Raw genomic sequence first — 21,734 nt, forward strand, 5'->3', positions numbered from 1 at the left:
TGCGTCGTGGCCGGTCGCGCAGTTCCCCGCGCCCCTGAAGGCATGCGCTGGACGCAGCCTTCTCCGATGGAGACGGCGCACGAAGTGGGCCTCTCCAGGGGCGCGGGGAACTGCGCGACCAGCCCCCACCGGACCCGCACCCGCCGGCACACCCCGCACGCCTACGGCGAAAGCGCAGCGCTCGTCACGGGCTGAGCCGCTCGACGCGCCAGACGCCGGGCCCGGCACAGACGAAGCGGAGCCGGTCGTGCAGACGGTTCTCGCGGCCCTGCCAGAACTCCACCGTCTCGGGGACGACCCGGAAGCCACCCCAGTGCGGCGGCACGGGAACCTCCGCGCCCTCCGGACAGCGCCGGACCAATTCCTCGTACGCCGCGTCCAGTTCGCCCCGCGACGCGATCACGGAGGACTGCGCGCTGGCCCAGGCGCCCAGCTGGGACCCGTGCGGCCGCGAGTGGAAGTACTCCTCCGTCTCCCGCCGGGAGGTACGCGCCGCCGTCCCGGTGACGAGGACCTGACGGCTCATCGGGTGCCAGGGGAACAGCAGCCCGATGTGCGGGTTCGCGGCGAGGTCCCGGGCCTTGCGGGAGCCGTAGTTGGTGTAGAAGACGAAGCCCTCGTCGTCGTACGACTTCAGCAGCACCGTGCGGGAGCTGGGCCGCCCCTCGGCGTCGGCCGTGGAGACGACCATCGCGTTCGGCTCGGCGAGCGGGGAGCCGGGGGCCGCCGCCTGCTTGAACCAGCGCGTGAACTGTTCCATCGGGTGCGCGGCGAGATCGGACTCCAGGAGCCCGCCGTCGCGGGTGCGGTACTGCTCCCGCATGGCGGCGGGATCGGGTTCGGCACCGGGCGCTGATTCGACGTCGTCGTGGGCGGTCACGGCGTCATCCTGCCGTACGGGCGATGGCCGCGAGACGCCGAACGGACACGCACGGAGTGAAACATGGCACTGAGTGCCGCGAACTCTCGCCATCTGTGGCACCGAGGGTTATCTTCCTGGTGCCGAAACGATGCCGAAACGGTCCGCCTGCCGGTTGGGTGACCGCGTGCCGTACGGGGCATCACGGGTGTGACCGACCCGGAGCGCGAGTCCTGTGCGACCGCGCATCCGTCACTCATGCAGCACAGTCCACGCATCAAGAGGAGCCGCCTGATGTCCGACTTCGACCCCGGCTTTGTACCTGGCCTCGAGGGAGTCGTCGCCTTCGAGACGGAGATCGCCGAACCGGACAAGGAGGGCGGCGCCCTGCGGTACCGGGGCGTCGACATCGAGGATCTCGTCGGCCACGTGTCGTTCGGGAACGTCTGGGGGCTGCTGGTCGACGGCGCCTTCAACCCGGGCCTGCCGCCGGCCGAGCCGTTCCCGATCCCCGTCCACTCCGGGGACATCCGCGTCGACGTGCAGTCGGCGCTCGCCATGCTCGCGCCCGTCTGGGGCCTCAAGCCGCTGCTCGACATCGACGAGAAGCAGGCCCGTGACGACCTCGCCCGCGCCGCCGTCATGGCCCTGTCCTACGTCGCGCAGTCCGCGCGCGGGCAGGGCCTGCCGATGGTGCCGCAGAGCGAGATCGACAAGGCGCAGTCCGTCGTCGAACGGTTCATGATCCGCTGGCGCGGGGAGCCGGACCCCAAGCACGTCGCGGCCGTCGACGCGTACTGGACCTCCGCCGCCGAGCACGGCATGAACGCCTCCACGTTCACCGCCCGCGTCATCGCCTCGACCGGCGCGGACGTCGCCGCGGCGCTGTCCGGTGCCGTCGGCGCCATGTCCGGGCCGCTGCACGGCGGCGCGCCCTCCCGCGTCCTCGGCATGATCGAGGAGATCGAGCGGACCGGGGACGCCGACGCGTACGTCCGCAAGGCGCTCGACAAGGGCGAGCGGCTGATGGGCTTCGGGCACCGGGTGTACCGCGCCGAGGACCCGCGTGCGCGGGTGCTGCGCCGGACGGCCCGGGAACTGGGCGCCCCGCGGTTCGAGGTGGCCGAGGCGCTGGAGAAGGCGGCGCTGGCCGAGCTGCACGCGCGGCGGCCCGACCGGGTGCTCGCCACGAACGTGGAGTTCTGGGCGGCGATCGTGCTCGACTTCGCCGAGGTGCCGGCCCATATGTTCACGTCCATGTTCACGTGTGCCCGTACGGCGGGATGGTCGGCGCATGTGCTGGAGCAGAAGCGGACGGGGCGGCTTGTGCGTCCCTCGGCGCGTTATGTGGGACCGGCGTCCCGTCCGCCCCAGGACATCGAGGGCTACGCCGACATCGCCCAATAGCCCGGGAGTCTGCGACCGTTCGCGACTGCGGGTTCGTCGTGGCCGGTCGCGCGGTTCCCCGCACCCCCGCAGATGCGCACTCCGTGCGCCATCTCAGGGGCGCGGGGAACTCACCCGAGCGACGGCCCCGCTCAGCCCAGCACCCGCTCCACGATCCCGCCCCACTCGGAGACGACCCGCTCCCGCCGCGCCCTGTCGTCCGTCAGCAGATTCGCCAGCCCGAGGCCGCGCGCCATGTCCAGCAGCCCCTGCACGGTCTCCCGCACCCCGGGCACGGACTCGTCCGCGTCCAGCAGCTCGACGGCGATGCGGTGCGTCTCGCGGCCGACCCGGGCCTCCAGTTCGGCGACCCGGTCGCTCAGCTGGGGCTCGTGCGACGCGGCGACCCACAGGTGCAGGGCCGCCCGGAACAGCGGCCCGGTGTAGAGGTCGACCAGGGCCGCGACCGCCTCGGAGCGGCCCTGCGGGCGCAGGCCCCGCAGCGCGACCGAGCGTTCCTCGGCGACGTACTCGACGGCGGCCGTGAACAGGTCCTCGCGGGTCGGGAAGTGGTGCTGGGCCGCGCCCCGCGAGACCCCGGCGTGTTCGGCGACGACGGACACCGTGGAGCCGGACCAGCCGCGTTCGGCCAGGCACGCCACCGCCGATTCCAGGAGCTTCTGCCGGGTGGCGCGCGAGCGGTCCTGCTTCGGTGCCGTCACGGCACGTGGGGTCACAACACCCATGCGGGGTCCCGTCGTTCGAGAAAGGCCGTCATCCCTTCGTGAGCCTGCGCGGAGCCGAACAGCCGCGCCGACAGCCCGGTGAGCGCCCGCGCGTCCCGGTCGAAGGCTTCCAGGACCTTAACCGTGAGCAGCTTCTTCGTCTCGGCCAGGCCCTGCGGGGAGGCCCTGCGCAGCCCGTCGAGGACCGGTTCCAGTACGCCGTCCACGTCCTCGTCCGGCGCCGAGGCCACCGTCACGAGTCCGATCCGAGAGGCCTCGGCCGCGTCGAACCTCTCCCCCGTCAGGTAGTAGCGGGCCACCGCGCGCGGGTCCAGACGCGGCAGCAGCGGCAGGGAGATCACTGCGGGGGCGACGCCGATGCGTACCTCCGTGAAGGCGAAGGTCGACGCCGCCGAGGCCGCGGCGATGTCGCAGGCGCCGAGCAGCCCGAGGCCGCCCGCCCTGACGTGTCCGTCGACCCGGGCCACCACCGGCTTGGGCAGCTCGACGAGCCGGCGGAGCAGGCCCACCAGCGCGTCCGGGTCGGGCGGATCACGCAGATCGGCGCCCGCGCTGAACGTGGTGCCGGTGTGGGTGAGGACCACGGCGCGTACGTCGTGGTCCTTCCCGGCCCGGGCGAGCCGCTCGGCGAGTTCGCCGACGAGGGCCGAGGACAGGGCATTGCGGTTGGCGGGCGAGTCCAGGGTGAGCGTGGTGACGCCGCGGGTGTGGGCGTAGTGGACGAGATTGCCGGCCGGCATCAGCTCTCCCTCAGTTGGCGGCGCAGGATCTTCCCGGAGGCCGCGCGCGGCACCCCGTCGATGAACGCGACGCGGCGGATCTTCTTGTACGGGGCGACGCGCTCGGCGACGTACGCCGTCACGTCCGTCTCGCTCAGGGCGGGGTCGGCGCGCACCACGAACGCCTTCGGGATCTCGTTGCCGTCGTCGTCGAGGACGCCGATGACCGCCGCGTCCGCGATGCCGTCGTGGGTGAGGAGCACCGCTTCCAGCTCGGCGGGGGCGACCTGGAAGCCCTTGTACTTGATGAGTTCCTTGACGCGGTCGACGACGAACAGCCAGCCGTCGCCGTCGACCTCGCCGACGTCCCCGGTGTGCACCCAGCCGTCGCGGTCGATCATGTCGACGGTGGCCTGGGGGCGGCCGAGGTAGCCCTTCATGACCTGCGGGCCGCGGATGAGGATCTCGCCGGGTTCGCCGGGGGCGGCGTCCTTCGCCGGGTCGTCCAGGGACAGCAGCCGCATCTCGGTCGACGCGATCAGCTTGCCGACGGTGCCCGGCGGCGGGTTCTCGGCCGCCAGGGGGACGACGTGCGTACCGGGCGAGAGTTCCGTCATGCCGTAGGCCTGGCCGACGGGCGGCAGGCCGAGGCGGCGCGAGCAGGCCTGCGCGAGGTCGGCGTCCAGGGGCGCCGCCGCGCTGATGATGTACCGCAGCGACGACAGGTCGTAGCCCTCGACGGCCGGGTGTTTGGCGAGGGCGAGGACGATCGGCGGGGCCACGTACAGCGCGTCGATGCGGTGCTTCTCGATCGCGGCGAGGAACGTGTCGAGGTCGAAGCGGGGCAGGACGACCACGGTCGCGCCCTGTCGCAGCGGGGCGTTCATGAGGGCGGTCAGGCCGTAGATGTGGAAGAACGGCAGGACCGCGAGGACGCGCTCGCCCTGGTGGGTCGGGATCAGGGGTTCCAGCTGGGCGAGGTTCGTGGCGATGTTGCGGTGGGTGAGCATGACGCCCTTGGGGACGCCGGTGGTGCCCGAGGAGTACGGCAGCGCCGCCACGTCCTCGGCCGGGTCGATCGCGACGGCCGGCTCGGGAGCGTCCGTGGCGAGCATGTCGAGCAGCGAGCGGTGGCCGCTGTCGCCCGGCGGGTCACAGACGAAGATCTCCCGTACGCCGCCCGCGATGCCGGCCGCGGCCCGGGCCGCCTCCAGCAGCGGGGTGACGGTGACGATCCAGCTCGCGGCGGAGTCCCGCAGCTGCTTCGCGAACTCCTCGGGCGTGGCCAGCGGATGGACCGTCGTCACGGAGGCGCCCGCGCGGGTGGCGCCGTAGAACGCCACCGGGTAGGCGACCGTGTTGGGGCTGTGCAGGGCCACGACGTCGCCCTTGCGGACGCCCGCCCCGGCGAGCCCGGCGGCCACTCTGCGATGGAACTGGTCGAGCTGGGCGTACGTGATCGTCGTGCCGGCCACCGCGTCGACGAGGGCGGGGGCGTCGCCGCGGGCGGCGGCACCCCCGAGCACGGCGTCGTGAATGGGCTCGTCGACGACGGCTGCGTCCTCGTACTCACTCCGGAACACCATGCTGAACTCCTCTTCGAAGAAGGGCAGTTGTGCTCAGTACGACTTGGGCAGACCCAGGGTCTGGTGGGACACGTAGTTGAGGATCATCTCCCGGCTCACCGGGGCGATGCGCGCCACGCGTGATCCGGTGATGAGGGAGGCGAGGCCGAACTCGCGGGTGAGGCCGTTGCCGCCGAGTGTGTGCACGGCCTGGTCGACGGCGCGCACGCAGGCCTCGGCGGCCGCGTACTTGGCCATGTTGGCGGCCTCGCCGGCGCCGATGTCGTCGCCCTCGTCGTACAGGCGGGCCGCCTTCTGCATCATCAGGCGGGCCAGTTCCAGTTCGATGTGGACCTGGGCGAGGGGGTGGGCGATGGCCTGGTGGGCGCCGATGGGGTCCTTCCACACGGTGCGCTCGCGGGCGTATCCGACGGCGCGGGCGAGCGCGAAGCGGCCCATGCCGATGGCGAACGCGGCGGTCATCACGCGCTCCGGGTTGAGCCCGGCGAACAGCTGGAGCAGGCCCGCGTCCTCGTCACCCACGAGAGCGTCGGCGGGTAGCCGCACGTCGTCAAGGGTCAGTTCGAACTGCTTCTCCGGAGCCTGGAGTTCCATGTCGATCTGCCGGCGCTCGAAGCCGGGCGTGTCCCGCGGGACGATGAACAGGCAGGGCTTGAGCCGGCCGGTGCGGGCGTCGGAGGTGCGGCCCACGATGAGGGTGGCGTCGGCGATGTCGACGCCGGATATGAACACCTTGCGGCCGGTCAGCACCCACGAGCCGTCGTCGTCCTTGCGGGCGGTGGTGGTGATCCGGTGCGAGTTGGATCCGGCGTCGGGTTCGGTGATGCCGAAGGCCATGGTGCGGCTGCCGTCGGCGAGCCCCGGCAGCCAGGCCCGCTTCTGCTCCTCGGTGCCGAACCGGGAGATCACGGTGCCGCAGATCGCGGGCGACACGACCATCATCAGCAGGGGCGAGCCGGCGGCCCCCAACTCCTCCAACACGATGGAGAGTTCGCTGATTCCGCCGCCTCCTCCCCCGTACTCCTCCGGGAGGTTGACGCCGAGGTAGCCGAGCTTGGCGGCCTCGGCCCACAGTTCCTCGGGGTGGCCCTCGGCGGCGGTGACCCGGGTCATGTAGTCGCGGCCGAACCGCTTGCCGAGCGCCGAGACGGCCGCGCGCAGCGCCTGGTGCTCTTCGGTTTCGAGAACGACTCGGTCAGTGCTCATGCGGGCGTTTCCTCCACGACTACGGCCAACAGGGAACCCACCTCGACCTGGCGGCCGACGGCGGCGTGCAGGGCGGTGAGCGTTCCGGAGGCGGGAGCGGTGATGCGGTGCTCCATCTTCATGGCCTCCAGCCAGATCAGGGGCTGTCCGGCGGTGACGGCGACGCCCTCGGCGAGCCCTTCGGCGACGCGGACGACGGTGCCGGGCATCGGGGCGAGCAGCGAGCCGGGGGCGCGCTGCTCGCTCGGGTCGGTGAACCGGGGCAGGGCGGTGAGGGCGACGCCGTTCACGTACACCCGGTCCCCGTAGGCGGCGACGGCGAACTTCTTCTGTACGCCGCCCACGTCGAGGACCACCCGGTCCGGTGCGGCGTGCACGACGCGTACGCCCGCGTCGTCGTCCGCGCTCAGGCCGTCGCGGGTGTGCCGGTAGCGGACCTCGTGCTCGGTGCCGTCCGGTTCGGTGCGGTAGCGCTTGGTCTGGGGCCGCGCGGGGACGTTGCGGAAGCCGCCGAAGCGCGAGTGCCCGCGGGCCTGGGCGAGAGCGGCGGCCAGCGGCGCGTACGGGTCCGGCTCCGGGGCCGTCAGCTCGGCGAGGTGCCGCTCGTAGAACCCGGTGTCCATGCGCCCGTCGGTGAACTCGGGGTGGCGCAGGGAGCGGACGAGCAGGTCCCGGTTGGTCACCGGGCCGTGCACCTCGGCACGCTCCAGGGCCCCGGCGAGGGCACGGACGGCGGCGGCGCGGGTGGGCGCGTGCGCGACGACCTTGGCGAGCATGGCGTCGTAGTGCACGCCGATGGTGTCGCCGTCGGTGTACCCGGTGTCGAGCCGCACGCTCCCGGGGACGGACAGCCGGTGCAGGGTTCCGGTCTGCGGGGCGAACCCGGCGGCCGGGTCCTCGGCGTACAGGCGGGCCTCGACGGCGTGCCCGCGCGGCGCCGGAGGCTCGGAGTCGAGCGGCTCGCCCTCGGCGACCCGCAGCTGCAGCGCGACGAGGTCGAGCCCGAACACGGCCTCGGTGACGGGGTGTTCGACCTGGAGCCGGGTGTTCATCTCCAGGAAGTGCGCGGTGTCACCGGCCACGAGGAACTCGACGGTCCCGGCACCCACGTACCCGGTGGCCCGCACGGCCCGCTCGGCCAACTCATGGACATCAGAGGTGAGTTCGGGGGTGAGACCCGGCGCGGGCGCCTCCTCGATCACCTTCTGATGGCGGCGCTGCAGCGAGCAGTCGCGGGTGCCGAGCTGCCACACGGTGCCGTGCGCGTCGGCGAGCACCTGCACCTCGACGTGCCGCCCGCCCTCGACGTACGGCTCGACGAACACCTCGCCGTCCCCGAAGGCGGACAGCGCCTCGGCCCCCGCGGCCGCCAGCTCTTCCTTCAGGTCGGCCAGTCGCCGTACGACCCGCATGCCGCGTCCGCCGCCGCCGGCGGCGGCCTTCACGAGGACCGGCAGGTCCGCCTCGGTGACGTCACCGAGCGGCGCGATGCCCATCAGTTCCTTGGCGCGGGTCTTGGACGCCATGGCCTCGATCGCCTCGGGCGGCGGCCCGATCCAGACGAGCCCGGCGTCGGTGACGGCCCGCGCGAAGTCGGCGTTCTCGGACAGGAAGCCGTAGCCGGGGTGGACGGCGTCGGCGCCCGCGTCCAGGGCGGCCTTCACGACGAGGTCGGCGCGCAGGTACGTGTCGGCGGGGGTGGCGCCCGGGAGCCGTACGGCGAGGTCCGCCGCGCGCACATGCAGCGCGTCCGCGTCCGGGTCCGAGTGCACGGCGACCGTACGAATGCCCAGGTCACGGCAGGTGCGGAAGACACGGCAGGCGATCTCGCCGCGGTTGGCGACGAGCACACTGGTGATCATTTGGCCCCTCACATCCGGAAGACGCCGAAGCCGCCGCGGGCGCCCTCGTACGGTGCGGTGTGGATCGCGGACAGGCAGATGCCGAGGACGGTGCGGGTGTCGCGCGGGTCGATGACCCCGTCGTCGTAGAGCCGCCCGGACAGGAACATCGGCAGCGACTCCGACTCGATCTGCTGCTCCACCATGGCGCGCAGCGCGGCGTCCGCGTCGTCGTCGTACGGCTGCCCCTTTGCGGCGGCGGACTGGCGGGCCACGATCGACAGGACGCCCGCGAGCTGCTGCGGGCCCATGACGGCGGACTTGGCGCTGGGCCAGGCGAACAGGAAGCGCGGGTCGTAGGCCCGCCCGCACATGCCGTAGTGCCCGGCGCCGTACGAGGCGCCCATCAGCACGGACAGGTGCGGGACGCGGGAGTTGGAGACCGCGTTGATCATCATCGAGCCGTGCTTGATGATGCCGCCCTGCTCGTACTCCTTGCCGACCATGTAGCCGGTGGTGTTGTGGAGGAAGAGGAGGGGGATGTCGCGCTGGTTGGCGAGCTGGATGAACTGGGCGGCCTTCTGCGACTCCTCGCTGAACAGCACGCCCTGGGCGTTGGCGAGGACGCCGACGGGATAGCCGTGCAGGGCGGCCCATCCGGTGACGAGGCTGGACCCGTACAGCGGCTTGAACTCGTCGAAGTCGGAGCCGTCGACGATCCGGGCGATGACCTCGCGCGGGTCGAACGGCACCTTCAGGTCCTCGGGCACGATCCCGAGCAGCTCCTCGGGGTCGTACTTGGGCGGCTCCACAAGCTGTGGATCGCCGTACGCCTTGCGGTGGTTGAGGCGGGCGACGACGCGGCGGGCCTGCCGGATCGCGTCCTGCTCGTCGTGGGCGAAGTAGTCGGCGAGGCCGGAGGTGCGGGCGTGCATCTCGGCGCCGCCCAGCGACTCGTCGTCGCTCTCCTCGCCGGTGGCCATCTTCACCAGCGGCGGCCCGCCGAGGAACACCTTCGCCTTCTCCTTGACCATGATCACGTGGTCGGACATGCCGGGGATGTAGGCGCCGCCGGCCGTGGAGTTGCCGAAGACGACGGCGACGGTCGGGATGCCGGCGGCGGACAGCCGGGTGATGTCGCGGAAGATCGCGCCGCCCGGGATGAAGATCTCCTTCTGGGACGGCAGATCGGCGCCGCCGGACTCGACGAGGGAGATGCAGGGCAGCCGGTTGGCGTACGCGATCTCGTTGGCGCGCAGGGCCTTCTTCAGGGACCAGGGGTTGCTGGCGCCGCCGCGTACGGTCGGGTCGTTCGCGGTGATCAGGCACTCCACGCCCTCGACGACCCCGATCCCGGTGACGAGGGAGGCGCCCACGGTGTAGTCGCTGCCCCAGGCGGCGAGCGGCGACAGCTCCAGGAAGGGCGTGTCGGGGTCGAGGAGCAGCTCGATGCGTTCGCGGGCGAGCAACTTGCCGCGCCCGCGGTGCCGTTGGACGTACTTCTCGCCGCCACCGGCCAGCGCCTTCGCGTGCTCGGTGTCGAGTGCGGTCAGCTTGTCGAGGAGGGCGGCGCGATGGGCGGCGTAGTCGTCGGACCGGGTGTCCAGGGCGCTGGCCAGGACGGTCACAGCAGAGCCTCCGGTATGTCGAGGTGGCGGGAGCGCAGCCATTCGCCGAGGCCCTTGGCCTGCGGGTCGAAGCGGGCCTGCGCGGCGACGCCCTCGCCGAGGATGGACTCGACGGTGAAGTTCAGGGCGCGGAGGTTCGGGAGCACGTGCCGGGTGACAGGCAAGTCGGCTGTCTCCGGCAGGAGTTGGCGCAGCACGTCGACGGTGAGGGTGTGGGCGAGCCAGCGCCACGCGTCGTCGCTGTCCGCCCAGATGCCGATGTTGGCGTCGCCGCCCTTGTCGCCGCTGCGGGCCCCGGCGACGAGCCCGAGGGGCGCGCGGCGGGTGGGCCCGGCGGGCAGCGGCTCGGGCAGGGCGGGCTCGTCGACGGGGGCCGGGGCCCGGGTGGGACCTTCGTGCGGCGGGACGACGTGCCGCACGCCGTCCGGGAGAACGGCGACGTGCGGGACGTCGCCGCGCTCGACGAACGCGGCCTCGAAGACGCCGTACGGGGAGCCCTTGCCGGGCGGGGCGGTGACGTGGAAGCCGGGGTAGGAGCCGAGGGCCAGCTCCACGGCGGCGCCGCTCAGCGCCCGCCCGACGGCGTTCTGGTCCCGGTCGCGCACGACGAGCCGCAGCAGGGCGCTCGCGGTCTCCTCGGTGCCGGCGTCGGGCCGGTCGGTCCGCGCCAGCTCCCACCGCACCTGCTCGGGACGGGACACGGCGCGCCCGAAGGCGTCGTCCATCTGCTGCCGGACGAGGGCGGCCTTGGCGTCGATGTCGAGCCCGGTGAGCACGAACACGACCTCGTTGCGGAATCCGCCGAGCCGGTTCAGGCCGACCTTCAGGGTGGGCGGCGGCGCCTCGCCGCGTACGCCGTGGACACGGACCCGGTCGGGGCCCTGCTGTTCCAGCCGGACGGAGTCGAGCCGGGCGGTGACGTCGGGCCCCGCGTACCGGGCGCCCCCGGTCTCGTACAGCAGCTGGGCGGTGACGGTGCCGGTGTCGACGAGGCCGCCGGTGCCGGGGTGCTTGGTGACGACGGCGGACCCGTCCTCGTGGATCTCGGCGAGGGGGAACCCGGGACGGGCCAGCCGGTCCGCGTGCCGGGCGAATCGGGAGTAGTTCCCGCCGGTCGCCTGCGTCCCGCACTCCAGGACGTGCCCGGCGACGACGGCCCCGGCCAGCCGGTCGTACGCGGCCCGGCCCTCGTAGCCCCAGCCGAAGTGCCAGGCGGCGGGACCGCTGACGAGCGCGGCGTCGGTGACGCGGCCGGTGACCACGATGTCGGCGCCGGCCTCCAGGCAGGCGGTGATGCCGGCGCCGCCGAGGTAGGCGTTGGCGGTGAGGGCGCCGGGGAAGCGGCCGGTGCCGAGCAGGTCGTCGCCCTCGACGTGGGCGACCCGCACGGGGATGCCCAGCTTGACACTCAACTCCCGCACGGCGGACGCGAGTCCAGCGGGGTTGAGCCCTCCGGCGTTCGCCACGATCCTGGTGCCGCGCTCGACGGCGAGCCCGAGGCACTCCTCCAGCTGCCGCAGGAAGGTACGGGCATAGCCGCGCCCCGGGTCCTTGAGCCGGTCGCGGCCCAGGATCAGCATGGTCAGCTCGGCGAGATAGTCGCCGGTGAGGACGTCGAGCGGCCCGTCGCTCAGCATCTCCCTCATGGCGTCGAAACGGTCGCCGTAGAACCCGGAGGCGTTGCCTATCCGCAGCGGCGCCCGGCTCACTCGGCGCCCCCCTCGGACTCGCGGCCCTTGGCCTCGCGGCCCTTGCCGGGCGGCCCGGCGAAGGCCTGCGCGATGTCGAGCCAGCGGTCGGCGTCGGGGCCCTCGGCGCGTACGGCGAGGTCGGCGCGGTGGGCGCGCTGGGTGACGAGCAGGCAGAAGTCGAGGGCGGGCCCGGTGACGCGCTGCGCGGCGTCCTCGGGTCCGTACGTCCACACCTCACCGTCCGCTGCGACGAGTTCGACGCGGAACTCGGAGTCGGGGGCCCGCATTCCGTGCACGGCGAAGGCGAAGTTCCGGGCGCGGACGCCGATCCGGGCGACGTGCCGCAGCCGACTGGTGGGCGGGCGCTCGACGCCGAGCGCGTCGGCGACGTCCTGCCCGTGGGCCCAGGTCTCCATGAGCCGCCCGGTCGCCATGGACGCGGCCGACATGGGCGGCCCGTACCAGGGGAACTTGGTCCCACCGGCGGCGGCGCTCCGCAGCACCTCCTGCAGCTCCTCGCGCCCCTGCCGCCAGCGCGCGAGCAGCACGCCGGGCTCCTGGGCGGCGCCCTCATCGGCCCCGTCGTCGACGAACGCCTCCGGAGCGGCGATCGCCTTCTCGACCTCACCGGCGAACGCCTCGGCGTCACTCATGGCGAGCAGCGCGGCCCGGTCCGTCCAGGCGAGGTGGGCGATCTGGTGGGCGACGGTCCAGCGGGGCGCGGGCGTGGCCAGCCGCCACCGCCCGGGCTCCAACTCGGCCACGAGCCGGTCGAGTTCCTCACTCTCGTCCCGCAAGTCGTCGTACACGGACAGCGGTTCGGACACGGTGCGCTCCCTGGGGGCACGGCGGTGTGCGGCGTGCTGGGAGCATGGCAGCGCCACCAGAAACAATCAAGCGTGCTTGCATGAAAAATTCGGGGGCCGCGGCCGGTCCCGGCGAGGGGCGGGCAGCGGTCCGGGCGGACTCAGCGGGGCAGCGGCCCGCTGGCCGGAGGCCCGGAGCGGGCATCCGGTGTCGACGCGGCCGACCAGTTCGGCGCGCAGGGAGGCGAGTTCGGCGATCCGCGCGTCGACGACGCGGATCTTCTCCCGGAACAGCTCGGACAGCGCCGCCGCGCTGTCGGCGGCGTCCCGCAGCTCCCGGCCCGTGCGGGCGATCTCGGCGAGCGAGAACCCGAGGGCCTGCGCGGTGCGGACGTACTGCAGCCGGCGACCACCACGCCTGCCCCTCGCCGTGAGGACGGGACGTGCGGGGCGGCCGCGCTCACCGGCCGCCCGGGCGCGGCGCCGACCGCCGTCGTCACGGCCGCGGACCGATCGGCCTCACTTCCGCTTGCGCCGCCCCACCTGCGTCCGCACCGCCCCCATGCTCGCCGCGATGACGAGGGCGATCGCGAGGGCCTGGATCCAGGAGAGGGCCTGGCTCAGGACGAGGAAGCCGGCGAGGGCCGCGATGGCCGGTTCGAGGCTCATCATCACGGCGAACGTGGACGCGGGCAGGCGGCGCAGCGCGATGAGTTCGAGGGTGTAGGGCAGCACCGAGGAGAGGATCGCGACCGCCGCGCCGAGGCCGACCGTCACCGGGTCGAGGAGCCGGCCGCCCGCCTCCGCGACGCCCAGCGGCAGGCAGAGGACCGCGGCGACGGCCATCGCCAGCGCCAGGCCGTCCGCCTGCGGGAAGCGGCGGCCGGTGCGGGCGCTGAAGATGATGTACGCCGCCCACATGCCGCCCGCCGCGAGCGCGCAGACCACGCCGACCGGGTCCAGCCCGCCGAGGCCGTCCCCCGCGCCGCCGAGCAGGAAGACGCCGCACAGGGCCAGGCCCGCCCACAGGATGTTGATCGCGCGGCGCGAGGCGAGCACGGAGAGGGTGAGGGGGCCGAGCACCTCGAAGGTGACGGCGAGACCGAGCGGGATGCGGGCCGCGGCCTGGTAGAAGATCAGGTTCATGCCGCCCATGGCGATGCCGAAGGCCACGACCGTGCCCCAGTCGGCCCGGGAGTGCCCGCGCAGCCGGGGCCGGCAGACCAGCAGGAGCACCAGCGCCGCCACCACCAGGCGCAGCGTCACGACACCGACGGGGCCCGTGCGCGGCATCAGGCTCACCGCGAGCGCACCGCCGAACTGCACCGACACACAGCCGGCGAGCACCAGACCGACCGGGCCGAGCGCGCCCCGGCGCCCCGTGTCCGCCGGCGCGGCGGCGTCGCCGTCGCTCCCGACGAGGACGGCGGCGTCCGGCACGGGCAACTGCTGCTGTTCGGTGCGCGAGCCGCTCACAGTGCCTCGCCCCTTTCCTCGGCCCGGAAGGTCATGGCCCCCACCCTTGAGTTCATTATGTTGGACTTGGATGTCCACCGTACTGCACTGCGCGCCGCGCGTGAACCTCCACGCTAGAACCGCCGGGCACGCCCCGTGAAATGCCTTGTGCGCTCCGGTTATGCTCCGCGGACATGAGCCGGGACCACGCCATCGAACTGCGTCACCTGCACTGCTTCCTCGCGATCGCCGAGGAGGGCGGCGTGACCAGGGCCGCCGCCCGGCTGCACCTGACCCAGCCCGCCGTCTCCCGCACCCTCGCCGCCCTGGAGACCGCGCTCGGCGTCCGCCTCGTCGACCGCTCCACCCACCATCTCGCCCTCACCCCCGAGGGCCACGCGTTCCGCGAGAAGGCGGCCGTCGCCGTCGCCGCGTTCGAGGACGCGCTCGCCTCCGCCCGCACCCCGCACCGGCCGCTGCGCCTCGGCCACGCCTGGTCCGCGGCCGGGGAGTACACGACGCCCCTGCTGCGCCGCTGGCGCCGGGCGCACCCGGACGTACCGCTGGAGCTGCTGCGCATCGACGACCGCACGGCCGGACTCACCCGCGGCGCCGTCGACGTCGCCCTGCTGCGCGGCCCCGTCACGGCACCCGGCCTCGTCGTCGAACTCCTGCACAGGGAGCCCCGGGTGGCCGCGCTGCCCTCCGACAGCCCCCTCGCCCGGCGCCCCTCCCTCGCCCTCGACGACCTCCGCGACCAGGTCATCGCCCTGAACACGGTCTCCGGCACGACCGCCCTCGACCTGTGGCCGCCGGCCTCCCGGCCCACCGCGACGCTGCCGGTCGCCAACACGGACGACTGGCTCGCCGCGATCGCCGCCGACCAGGCGGTCGGCATCACCTCGACCGCCACCGTACGGATGCACCCGCATCCCGGCGTCGTCTACGTGCCGCTGACGGACGCCCCGGCCCTCCCCGTCCACCTCGCCCGGCGCGAGGGCCCGGGCCACCCGTCCGCCCCCGCCCTGATCGCCCTCGCCCACGAGGTGACGCGGGGCGCTACTCCCTGACCGGGCCGGGCCGCGTCAGTCCGTCCGCCAGCACCTCCGCGAGATGGCGGGCCCGCACCCCCGCCAGCTGCTCCACCTGCGTCCGGCACGAGAACCCGTCGGCCAGCACCAGCGCCCCGTCCCCGGCCGCCCGGACCGCAGGCAGCAGCGACTCCTCCGCGCAGGCCACCGACACCTCGTAATGCCCCTCCTCGAAGCCGAAGTTGCCCGCGAGACCGCAGCACCCGCCACTCAGCTCGCCGTCCAGACCGGCCCGTTCCCGCAGCCGCCGCTCCGCCGCGTCGCCGAGCACCGCGTGCTGATGGCAGTGCGTCTGGCCCACGACCGGCCGGTCGATCCGGGGCGGTGTCCAGTCGGGCGCGAACCGTTCCAGCGCCTCGGCGAAGGTGACCACCCGCTCGGCGAGCAGCCGCGCCCGCGGATCGTCCGCCAGCAGCTCCGGCAGGTCGGTGCGGAGCGCGGCCGCGCACGACGGCTCCAGGACGACGACCGGCTGTCCACCCCCGTCACCGAGCAGCGGTTCCAGCAGGTCGAGGGTGCGGCGCTGCACGGCGCGGGCCCGGTCCAGCTGCCCGGTGGACACATACGTCAGCCCGCAGCAGACCCGGCCGCGCACCACCGGCGTCCGCCCGTACGTCCGCGTCGGCGGCAGCACCACGGACAGCCCGGCCGCCTCCAGGACACGGACCGCGGCCTGCGCCACCTGCGGCGCCAGATGGTCGGTGAACGTGTCCGGCCACAGCACCACCTCGGGCCCGCCCCCGCCGGTCCGCGCGGCCGCGAACCGCCGCCCGAGCCCCCGGTGCCAGGCCCCGCTGAACGACCCGTGCCGCATCCGGGGGATACTCCGCTCCCGCGCGATCCCTCCGACCCGCTTCGCCAGCGACGCCACCACCTGCTTCCCGGAGAGGTAGTTGACGATCCCGGCCGTCCGCGTCCGTTCGACCAGGCGGAGCCAGCGCGGCAGCCAGCCCATCGCGTAGTGCGCCATCGGGCGGCGCCTGCCCTCGTAGTGGTGATGCAGGAACTCCGCTTTGTACGTGGCCATGTCGACGCCCACCGGGCAGTCGCTCCTGCACCCCTTGCAGGACAGACAGAGATCGAGCGCGTCGCGCACCTCCTCGGAGCGCCAGCCGTCCGTGACGACCTCGCCGGCCAGCATCTCGTGCAGCAGCCGGGCCCGCCCGCGCGTGGAGTGCGTCTCGTCGCCGGTGGCCCGGAAGGACGGGCACATCACGCCGCTGCCCGAACCAGCCGTCTCCGTGCGGCACTTGGCGACCCCGACACAGCGGCGCACGGCGGCCGAGAAGTCCCCGCCGTCGTGCGGGTAGCCGAACGCGACGTCCACGGGCCCGCGCGGCAGCACGGCGAACCGCAGGTTCTCGTCGAGCCGCGCGGGCCGCACCAGCATCCCGGGGTTCAGCACGTCCGCCGGGTCCCACACGCCCTTGACCCGCTCGAAGAGGCCGACGAGTTCGTCGCCGTACATCGTCGGCAGCAGCTCGGCCCGCGCCTGCCCGTCCCCGTGCTCCCCGGACAGCGAGCCGCCGTGCGCGGCGACGAGCACGGCGAGCTCCTCGGAGAAGCGGCGGAACCGCCCGATGCCCGCCTCCGTGAGCAGGTCGAAATCGATGCGTACGTGGATGCAGCCGTCGCCGAAGTGCCCGTACGGGGTCCCGCGCAGCCCGTGCTCGCGCAGCAGCCCCCTGAACTCCCGCAGATACGCGCCCAGTCGGGCGGGCGGCACGGCACAGTCCTCCCAGCCCGGCCATGCCTCGCTGCCGTCCGGCATCCGCGTCGCCGTCCCGCTGGCGTCCTCCCTGATCCGCCACAGCGCCCGCTGCCCGGCCGGGTCGTCGACCACCAGCGCGTCCACGACGTCCGCGGCCCGCACGATCCGGTCGGCCGCGGCCCGCGCCTCGCCGGGCGTCGCGCCCCCGGTCTCCACGAACAGCCAGGCGCCGCCCTTCGGCAGGCCCGAGTCCGCCGGTACGAGGTCGGCGGCCATCCCCTCGACGGTCAGCGGCCCGTGCGGCAGCAGGCCCGCGGCGGCCTCCGCGGCCGCGCTCTCGTCCGCGTAGGCGAGGACGGCGAGGGCCCTGGCGCGCGGCGCCCGGACGAGCTTGACCGTCGCCTCGGTGACGAGGCCGAGGGTGCCCTCGGTGCCGCAGAAGAAACGGGCCAGGTCGGTGCCGTGCTCGGGCAGCAGCGCGTCGACGGCGTACCCGGAGATCCGGCGGGGCAGCCCGGCGAACGGCGCGAACCCGGTGCGGACGAGCCCCAACTCCCGCTCGACCAGAGCCTGGAGACCGTCCGGCGCGCCACCGCCCCAGCCCTGCCCGAGGCGGTACGTCCCCGTGCCCGCGACGACGTCGAGGGCGGCCACGCTGTCGGCGGTCGTGCCCCAGGCCACCGAGTGCGAGCCGCAGGAGTTGTTGCCGATCATGCCGCCGATCGTGCAGCGGCCGTGCGTGGAGGGGTCGGGGCCGAAGCGCAGGCCGTGCGGGGCGGCGGCGTCCTGGAGCCGGTCGAGGACGACGCCCGGCTGGACGCGGGCCGTGCGGGTCTCGGGGTCGACGTCGAGGATCCGGTTCATGTGGCGGGTGAAGTCGAGGACGACGCCCGTGCCGGTCGCCTGCCCGGCGATGGAGGTGCCGCCGCCTCTGCCCACGACCGGCACCCCGCGGCGCCGGCACACCTCCAGGGCGGCGGCCACGTCGTCCCGGTCCCGGGGCGCCACCACCCCGACCGGCACCCGCCGGTAGTTGGACGCGTCCATCGTGTGGAGGGCCCGCGCCGTGACGGAGAGATCGACGCCGCCGCGCACGGATGCCCGCAGTTCCCGTTCCAGGCCGTCCAGATCATCCATACCGTCCAGGATGCAGTCACCGGGTGTCCCCCGCGCCACCACGCATCCCACAGCACTGCCCGCCTTGCACCGATCCGGTCAAAAAACTCCCCCGAACGATCACCAACTCTCCTATAGTGACGGCGACTTGATCACAGACTGTCCCGGCCGCGCCCGGGCCACCGCCCCCGACCGCTCCTGGAGAGCCTCGTGACGACACCCCCGGCACCCCCGGCGACCTGCCCCCACCACGGCTCCGGCCGCATCGCCCTCGACCCGTTCGTCTCCGACCTGGACGGCGAGAGCGCCCGGCTGCGCGCGGCGGGTCCGCTGGCCGAGGTGGAGCTGCCGGGCGGCGTCCCGGTGTGGGCGGTCACCCACCACGCGGAGGCCCGCGCGCTCCTCACCGACAAGCGGCTGGTGAAGGACATCGAGGTGTGGGGCGCCTGGCGGCGCGGCGAGATACCCGCCGACTGGCCGCTGATCGGCCTGGCCAACCCGGGCCGGTCCATGCTCACCGTGGACGGCGAGGACCACCGCAGGATGCGCGCCCTGGTCGCCCAGGCGCTCACCGTGCGGCGCGTGGAGCGGATGCGCGAGCGCATCACCGAGCTGACCACGGGCCTCCTGGACGAGCTGCCCGCGGACGGCGGGGTCGTCGACCTGAAGGCCGCGTTCGCCTACCCGCTGCCCATGTACGTGATCAGCGACCTGATGGGCATCGACGAGGCGGACCACCCCCGCCTGAAGGTCCTGTTCGACAAGTTCTTCTCCACGCAGACCCCGCCGCACGAGGTCGTCGCCACCCTCGGCGAACTCGCCGCGATGATGGGCGCCGTGGTCGCCGCCCGCCGCGCCGAGCCCGGCGACGACCTGACCAGCGCCCTGATCCAGGCCTCCGAGGACGGCGACCACCTGACCGACGCGGAGATCGTCTCCACGCTCCAGCTGATGGTCGCCGCGGGACACGAGACGACGATCTCGCTCATCGTCAACGCGGTGGTCAACCTCTGTGCCCACCCCGACCAGCTCGCCCTCGTCCTGTCCGGCGGCGCGACCTGGGAGCAGGTGGTCGAGGAGACGCTGCGCCACTCGACCCCCACCTCCCACGTCCTGATCCGCTTCGCCACCGAGGACGTGACCGTCGGCGAGAAGACGATCCGGCAGGGCGACGCCCTGATCGTGTCCTACGCGGCGATCGGCCGGGACGAGCAGGCGCACGGCCCCACGGCCGATGCCTTCGACATCACCCGCACCTCGGCCAACCGGCACATCGCCTTCGGCCACGGCCCGCACGTCTGTCCCGGCGCCGCGCTCTCCCGCCTCGAGGCCGGGGTGGCGCTGCCCGCCCTGTACGCCCGCTTCCCGGACCTGCGCCTCGCGGTGGAGCCCGGAGAGCTGCGCCACAAGCCGGTGGTGACCCAGAACGACCTGTACGAGCTGCCGGTACGGCTGACCGCTCCCGAGGTGGCGCCGCGGCCCGTCCCGTAGATCACCACAAGTCCACGGGCCGGAGAAGTCGTCTCATCGAACGGACACGTTTCCGTCCGGTTTCTCCGAGGGGATACCCTCCGGCTCGTGGCTGAGATCCAGATTCCCGCTGACATCAAGCCCGCCGACGGACGTTTCGGCGCTGGCCCCTCCAAGGTGCGCACGGAGGCGTTGGACGCCCTGGCCGCCACCGGTACCTCCCTGCTCGGCACCTCCCACCGCCAGGCCCCGGTCAAGAACCTGGTCGGCCGCGTCCGCGAGGGCGTGAAGGACCTGTTCCAGCTCCCCGAGGGCTACGAGGTCATCCTCGGCAACGGCGGCTCCACCGCCTTCTGGGACGTGGCGACGCACGGCCTGATCGAGAACAAGTCGCAGCACCTGAACTTCGGCGAGTTCTCCTCCAAGTTCGCCAAGGCCTCCAAGCTGGCCCCGTGGCTGGCCGAGCCGACCGTCATCTCCTCCGACCCGGGCACGCACCCCGAGGCGAAGGCCGAGGCCGGCGTCGACGTGTACGGCCTGACCCACAACGAGACCTCGACCGGTGTCGCCGCCCCCATCAAGCGCGTCGCCGGCGCCGACGAGGGCGCGCTCGTCCTGGTCGACGCCACGTCCGGCGCGGGCGGCCTGCCGGTCGACATCGCCGAGACGGACGTCTACTACTTCGCGCCGCAGAAGTCCTTCGCCTCCGACGGCGGCCTGTGGATCGGCGTGTTCTCCCCGGCCGCGATCGAGCGCGCCGAGCGGATCCACGCGTCGGGCCGGCACGTCCCGGAGTTCTTCTCGCTGCCCACGGCGATCGACAACTCCCGCAAGAACCAGACGTACAACACCCCCGCGCTCGCCACGCTCTTCCTGCTCGCCGAGCAGCTGGACTGGATCAACGGGCAGGGCGGTCTCGCCTGGTCGACGGCGCGCACGAAGGACTCCTCGACGCGGCTGTACAGCTGGGCCGAGGAGTCGAAGCACGCGACGCCGTTCGTGACGGACGCGGCCAAGCGGTCGCAGGTCATCGGCACGATCGACTTCTCCGACGACATCGACGCCGCCGCCGTCGCGAAGGTGCTGCGCGCCAACGGGATCGTCGACACCGAGCCGTACCGGAAGCTGGGCCGCAACCAGCTCCGCGTCGCCATGTTCCCGGCGATCGACCCGGCGGACGTGCAGGCCCTGACCGCCTGCATCGACTACGTCATCGGGCAGCTCTGACGCCCCCGTCCGCATAGCGGCTGATACCTCGCGGGGGTCTGCGCACCGGCTGTGGCCGGTCCGCAGACCCCCGCGCCGCTGAGGCGGGCTCCGCGCAAGAAGCCCCACCGGCCCGCGATCAGCTACCTCACCGCTGCTTGGGCCGCCGCAGCAGCCGCCCGATCCCCAGTACGGCGATGAGCACGACGGCGGCCCCGACGGCCCCGGCCTTGCCGGTGAACCCGCCGTCACCGTCGTCACCGGCCGAACTCGCCCCCGAGCCGCCGGAGTCGCCGCCCCCGTCCGCGCCCTCGACCTCCACGGGCTCCACGGAGCTGCCGCGCCCCTCGCTGCCGTAGAGGAGGGTCTTCCCGTCCAGGGTGTACGTCACCGACTCGCCCTGCGCCTGCATCGGCACGCTCAACTGGCCCTGCCGCTCGGGCTTCCCGTCGTTCCAGGAGTACGCGATGCCGCCGAAGTAGCCGCGCAGCGCGAGCTGTTTCCCGTCGGGCGAGAACGCGCCGTCGGTCACCCACAGGTCGATGTCGGCGACGCGCTTGAAGACGTTCGTGGCGGAGGAGTCCAGCGGGTCGGGGCCCTCGTACAGGCCGCCGCCGTCCTCGCCCTTCTCGACGATGTACACGCGGCCGGTCTTCGGGTGGACCATCATCGCCTCGGCGTTGCGCGGCCCGTCCGCGTACTTCACCACGTACTGCGTCGCGCGCACGGTCTGGTCGCGCAGTTCCTTCGGCTCGGGCAGCTTGTAGATCCACACGTGGTCCCACTTGCCGCCGAGGTTGTCCCCGATGTCCGCGACGTAGAGGTCTCCGTCGGGCCCGACGGAGATCGCCTCGACGTCGCGCGGGGCGCCGACCCCGGTGAGGGTGAGGGTGGCGACGGTCTTCCCGGTCCGCCCGTCGACCGCGAACAGGTACGCCCCGTCGTCGCTGTCGTTGTGCGTCCAGTAGACGCCGGGGTGGGCACGGGAGGCCGCGAGGCCACTGGACTCGGTGATCCGGGGGTCCTGGAGGGTGAACCCGTCGGAGCCGGCCGGCCGCGCGTCGGCGAGGGCGGGACCGGCCGCCGGCCCGAACAGCAGCACGGCGGCGGCCGCGACCCCACCCACACGCGACGACGCCTTGTACGAACGCATGCCCCCAGCTTGCCAGGCGTGTTCGGTCTCACACGCACGCGGCCACGGCGATCGACGATGATGA

Annotated in this window: 17 protein-coding genes and 1 pseudogene; 5 read left to right on the plus strand and 13 right to left on the minus strand. The window is 73.4% G+C overall.

Annotated elements, in window-relative coordinates:
• Positions 1-66 precede the first annotated feature (66 nt).
• Positions 67-195: a hypothetical protein gene (locus ACVHNB_RS38165; RefSeq protein WP_428954011.1), complete on the plus strand. Its 129-nt coding sequence runs from the start codon at positions 67-69 to the stop codon at positions 193-195.
• Here the strand turns inward: ACVHNB_RS38165 and pdxH are convergent.
• Positions 185-823 (minus strand): pyridoxamine 5'-phosphate oxidase, encoded by a 639-nt coding sequence (gene pdxH, locus ACVHNB_RS38170; RefSeq protein ID WP_428957637.1) that lies wholly within the window; start codon positions 821-823, stop codon positions 185-187. The two genes, ACVHNB_RS38165 and pdxH, sit on opposite strands and share 11 nt — an antisense overlap.
• 330 nt (positions 824-1,153) lie before the next feature.
• On the opposite strand from pdxH, the gene ACVHNB_RS38175 reads away from it, so the two are divergent.
• A complete protein-coding gene (locus ACVHNB_RS38175) occupies positions 1,154-2,266 on the plus strand; it encodes a citrate synthase 2 (RefSeq protein WP_428954010.1) in 1,113 nt (370 codons plus the stop codon).
• A 131-nt stretch (positions 2,267-2,397) separates the two neighbouring features.
• Here the strand turns inward: ACVHNB_RS38175 and ACVHNB_RS38180 are convergent, their stop codons facing one another.
• The 10 genes and pseudogenes from ACVHNB_RS38180 to ACVHNB_RS38225 all read right to left on the minus strand — a co-directional run bounded on the left by ACVHNB_RS38180 (position 2,398) and on the right by ACVHNB_RS38225 (position 13,908).
• Positions 2,398-2,991, minus strand: coding sequence for a TetR/AcrR family transcriptional regulator (locus ACVHNB_RS38180; RefSeq protein ID WP_428954009.1), 594 nt, complete (start codon positions 2,989-2,991; stop codon positions 2,398-2,400).
• A complete protein-coding gene (locus ACVHNB_RS38185; RefSeq protein WP_428954008.1) occupies positions 2,979-3,731 on the minus strand; it encodes an enoyl-CoA hydratase family protein in 753 nt (250 codons plus the stop codon). Before ACVHNB_RS38185 ends, ACVHNB_RS38180 begins: the two co-directional genes overlap by 13 nt.
• Positions 3,731-5,293 (minus strand): 4-coumarate--CoA ligase family protein, encoded by a 1,563-nt coding sequence (locus ACVHNB_RS38190; protein ID WP_428957636.1) that lies wholly within the window; start codon positions 5,291-5,293, stop codon positions 3,731-3,733. Before ACVHNB_RS38190 ends, ACVHNB_RS38185 begins: the two co-directional genes overlap by 1 nt.
• A 36-nt stretch (positions 5,294-5,329) precedes the next feature.
• Positions 5,330-6,502, minus strand: a complete 1,173-nt coding sequence (locus tag ACVHNB_RS38195; protein WP_428954007.1) for an acyl-CoA dehydrogenase family protein — start codon at positions 6,500-6,502, stop codon at positions 5,330-5,332.
• The gene (locus ACVHNB_RS38200) at positions 6,499-8,364 is read right to left on the minus strand and encodes an acetyl/propionyl/methylcrotonyl-CoA carboxylase subunit alpha (protein WP_456226934.1); all 1,866 of its coding nucleotides are present in this window, start codon (positions 8,362-8,364) and stop codon (positions 6,499-6,501) included. The genes ACVHNB_RS38195 and ACVHNB_RS38200 overlap by 4 nt, the downstream gene beginning before the upstream one ends.
• An 8-nt stretch (positions 8,365-8,372) precedes the next feature.
• A complete protein-coding gene (locus ACVHNB_RS38205) occupies positions 8,373-9,971 on the minus strand; it encodes an acyl-CoA carboxylase subunit beta (RefSeq protein WP_428954005.1) in 1,599 nt (532 codons plus the stop codon).
• On the minus strand, positions 9,968-11,617 hold the full coding sequence (locus tag ACVHNB_RS38210) for an acyclic terpene utilization AtuA family protein (protein WP_456228995.1): 1,650 nt from the start codon (positions 11,615-11,617) through the stop codon (positions 9,968-9,970). Before ACVHNB_RS38210 ends, ACVHNB_RS38205 begins: the two co-directional genes overlap by 4 nt.
• Positions 11,618-11,676: 59 nt before the next feature.
• Positions 11,677-12,489, minus strand: a complete 813-nt coding sequence (locus ACVHNB_RS38215) for a TIGR03084 family metal-binding protein (protein WP_456226935.1) — start codon at positions 12,487-12,489, stop codon at positions 11,677-11,679.
• 66 nt (positions 12,490-12,555) lie between these two features.
• Positions 12,556-12,870 (minus strand): annotated as a pseudogene (locus ACVHNB_RS38220) (MerR family DNA-binding protein); the annotation flags it as partial.
• Between the two features lie 117 nt (positions 12,871-12,987).
• Entirely contained in the window at positions 12,988-13,908 is a 921-nt protein-coding gene (locus ACVHNB_RS38225; protein ID WP_428957634.1) for an EamA family transporter, read from the minus strand.
• Between the two features lie 176 nt (positions 13,909-14,084).
• On the opposite strand from ACVHNB_RS38225, the gene ACVHNB_RS38230 reads away from it, so the two are divergent.
• Positions 14,085-14,993 (plus strand): LysR family transcriptional regulator, encoded by a 909-nt coding sequence (locus tag ACVHNB_RS38230; protein WP_428954003.1) that lies wholly within the window; start codon positions 14,085-14,087, stop codon positions 14,991-14,993.
• Here the strand turns inward: ACVHNB_RS38230 and ACVHNB_RS38235 are convergent.
• A complete protein-coding gene (locus tag ACVHNB_RS38235) occupies positions 14,983-17,862 on the minus strand; it encodes an FAD-binding and (Fe-S)-binding domain-containing protein (RefSeq protein WP_428954002.1) in 2,880 nt (959 codons plus the stop codon). The genes ACVHNB_RS38230 and ACVHNB_RS38235 overlap by 11 nt on opposite strands.
• A gap of 189 nt (positions 17,863-18,051) precedes the next feature.
• Between ACVHNB_RS38235 and ACVHNB_RS38240 the strand changes: the two genes are divergently transcribed.
• Together ACVHNB_RS38240 and serC are read left to right on the plus strand one after the other, a co-directional pair.
• Complete coding sequence (locus ACVHNB_RS38240) at positions 18,052-19,332, plus strand: cytochrome P450 family protein (protein WP_456226936.1); 1,281 nt, start codon at positions 18,052-18,054, stop codon at positions 19,330-19,332.
• Between the two features lie 87 nt (positions 19,333-19,419).
• Positions 19,420-20,538, plus strand: coding sequence for a phosphoserine transaminase (serC, locus tag ACVHNB_RS38245; protein ID WP_428954000.1), 1,119 nt, complete (start codon positions 19,420-19,422; stop codon positions 20,536-20,538).
• A gap of 127 nt (positions 20,539-20,665) precedes the next feature.
• On the opposite strand, the gene ACVHNB_RS38250 is transcribed toward serC, so the two are convergent.
• The gene (locus ACVHNB_RS38250; protein ID WP_428953999.1) at positions 20,666-21,670 is read right to left on the minus strand and encodes a YncE family protein; all 1,005 of its coding nucleotides are present in this window, start codon (positions 21,668-21,670) and stop codon (positions 20,666-20,668) included.
• Between the last annotated feature and the right edge of the window lie 64 nt (positions 21,671-21,734).

The sequence above is a fragment of the Streptomyces sp. YJ-C3 genome, assembly GCF_053891275.1.

Excerpts from the sequence above, each read along its gene's own strand:
- ACVHNB_RS38165 (WP_428954011.1), top strand. The coding sequence starts at position 67 with ATGGAGACGGCGCACGAAGTGGGCCTCTCCAGGGGCGCGGGGAACTGC.
- pdxH (WP_428957637.1), bottom strand. The coding sequence starts at position 823 with ATGCGGGAGCAGTACCGCACCCGCGACGGCGGGCTCCTGGAGTCCGAT.
- ACVHNB_RS38175 (WP_428954010.1), top strand. The coding sequence starts at position 1,154 with ATGTCCGACTTCGACCCCGGCTTTGTACCTGGCCTCGAGGGAGTCGTC.
- ACVHNB_RS38180 (WP_428954009.1), bottom strand. The coding sequence starts at position 2,991 with ATGGGTGTTGTGACCCCACGTGCCGTGACGGCACCGAAGCAGGACCGC.
- ACVHNB_RS38185 (WP_428954008.1), bottom strand. The coding sequence starts at position 3,731 with ATGCCGGCCGGCAATCTCGTCCACTACGCCCACACCCGCGGCGTCACC.
- ACVHNB_RS38195 (WP_428954007.1), bottom strand. The coding sequence starts at position 6,502 with ATGAGCACTGACCGAGTCGTTCTCGAAACCGAAGAGCACCAGGCGCTG.
- ACVHNB_RS38200 (WP_456226934.1), bottom strand. The coding sequence starts at position 8,364 with ATGATCACCAGTGTGCTCGTCGCCAACCGCGGCGAGATCGCCTGCCGT.
- ACVHNB_RS38210 (WP_456228995.1), bottom strand. The coding sequence starts at position 11,617 with ATGAGGGAGATGCTGAGCGACGGGCCGCTCGACGTCCTCACCGGCGAC.
- ACVHNB_RS38230 (WP_428954003.1), top strand. The coding sequence starts at position 14,085 with ATGCCTTGTGCGCTCCGGTTATGCTCCGCGGACATGAGCCGGGACCAC.
- ACVHNB_RS38235 (WP_428954002.1), bottom strand. The coding sequence starts at position 17,862 with ATGGATGATCTGGACGGCCTGGAACGGGAACTGCGGGCATCCGTGCGC.
- ACVHNB_RS38250 (WP_428953999.1), bottom strand. The coding sequence starts at position 21,670 with ATGCGTTCGTACAAGGCGTCGTCGCGTGTGGGTGGGGTCGCGGCCGCC.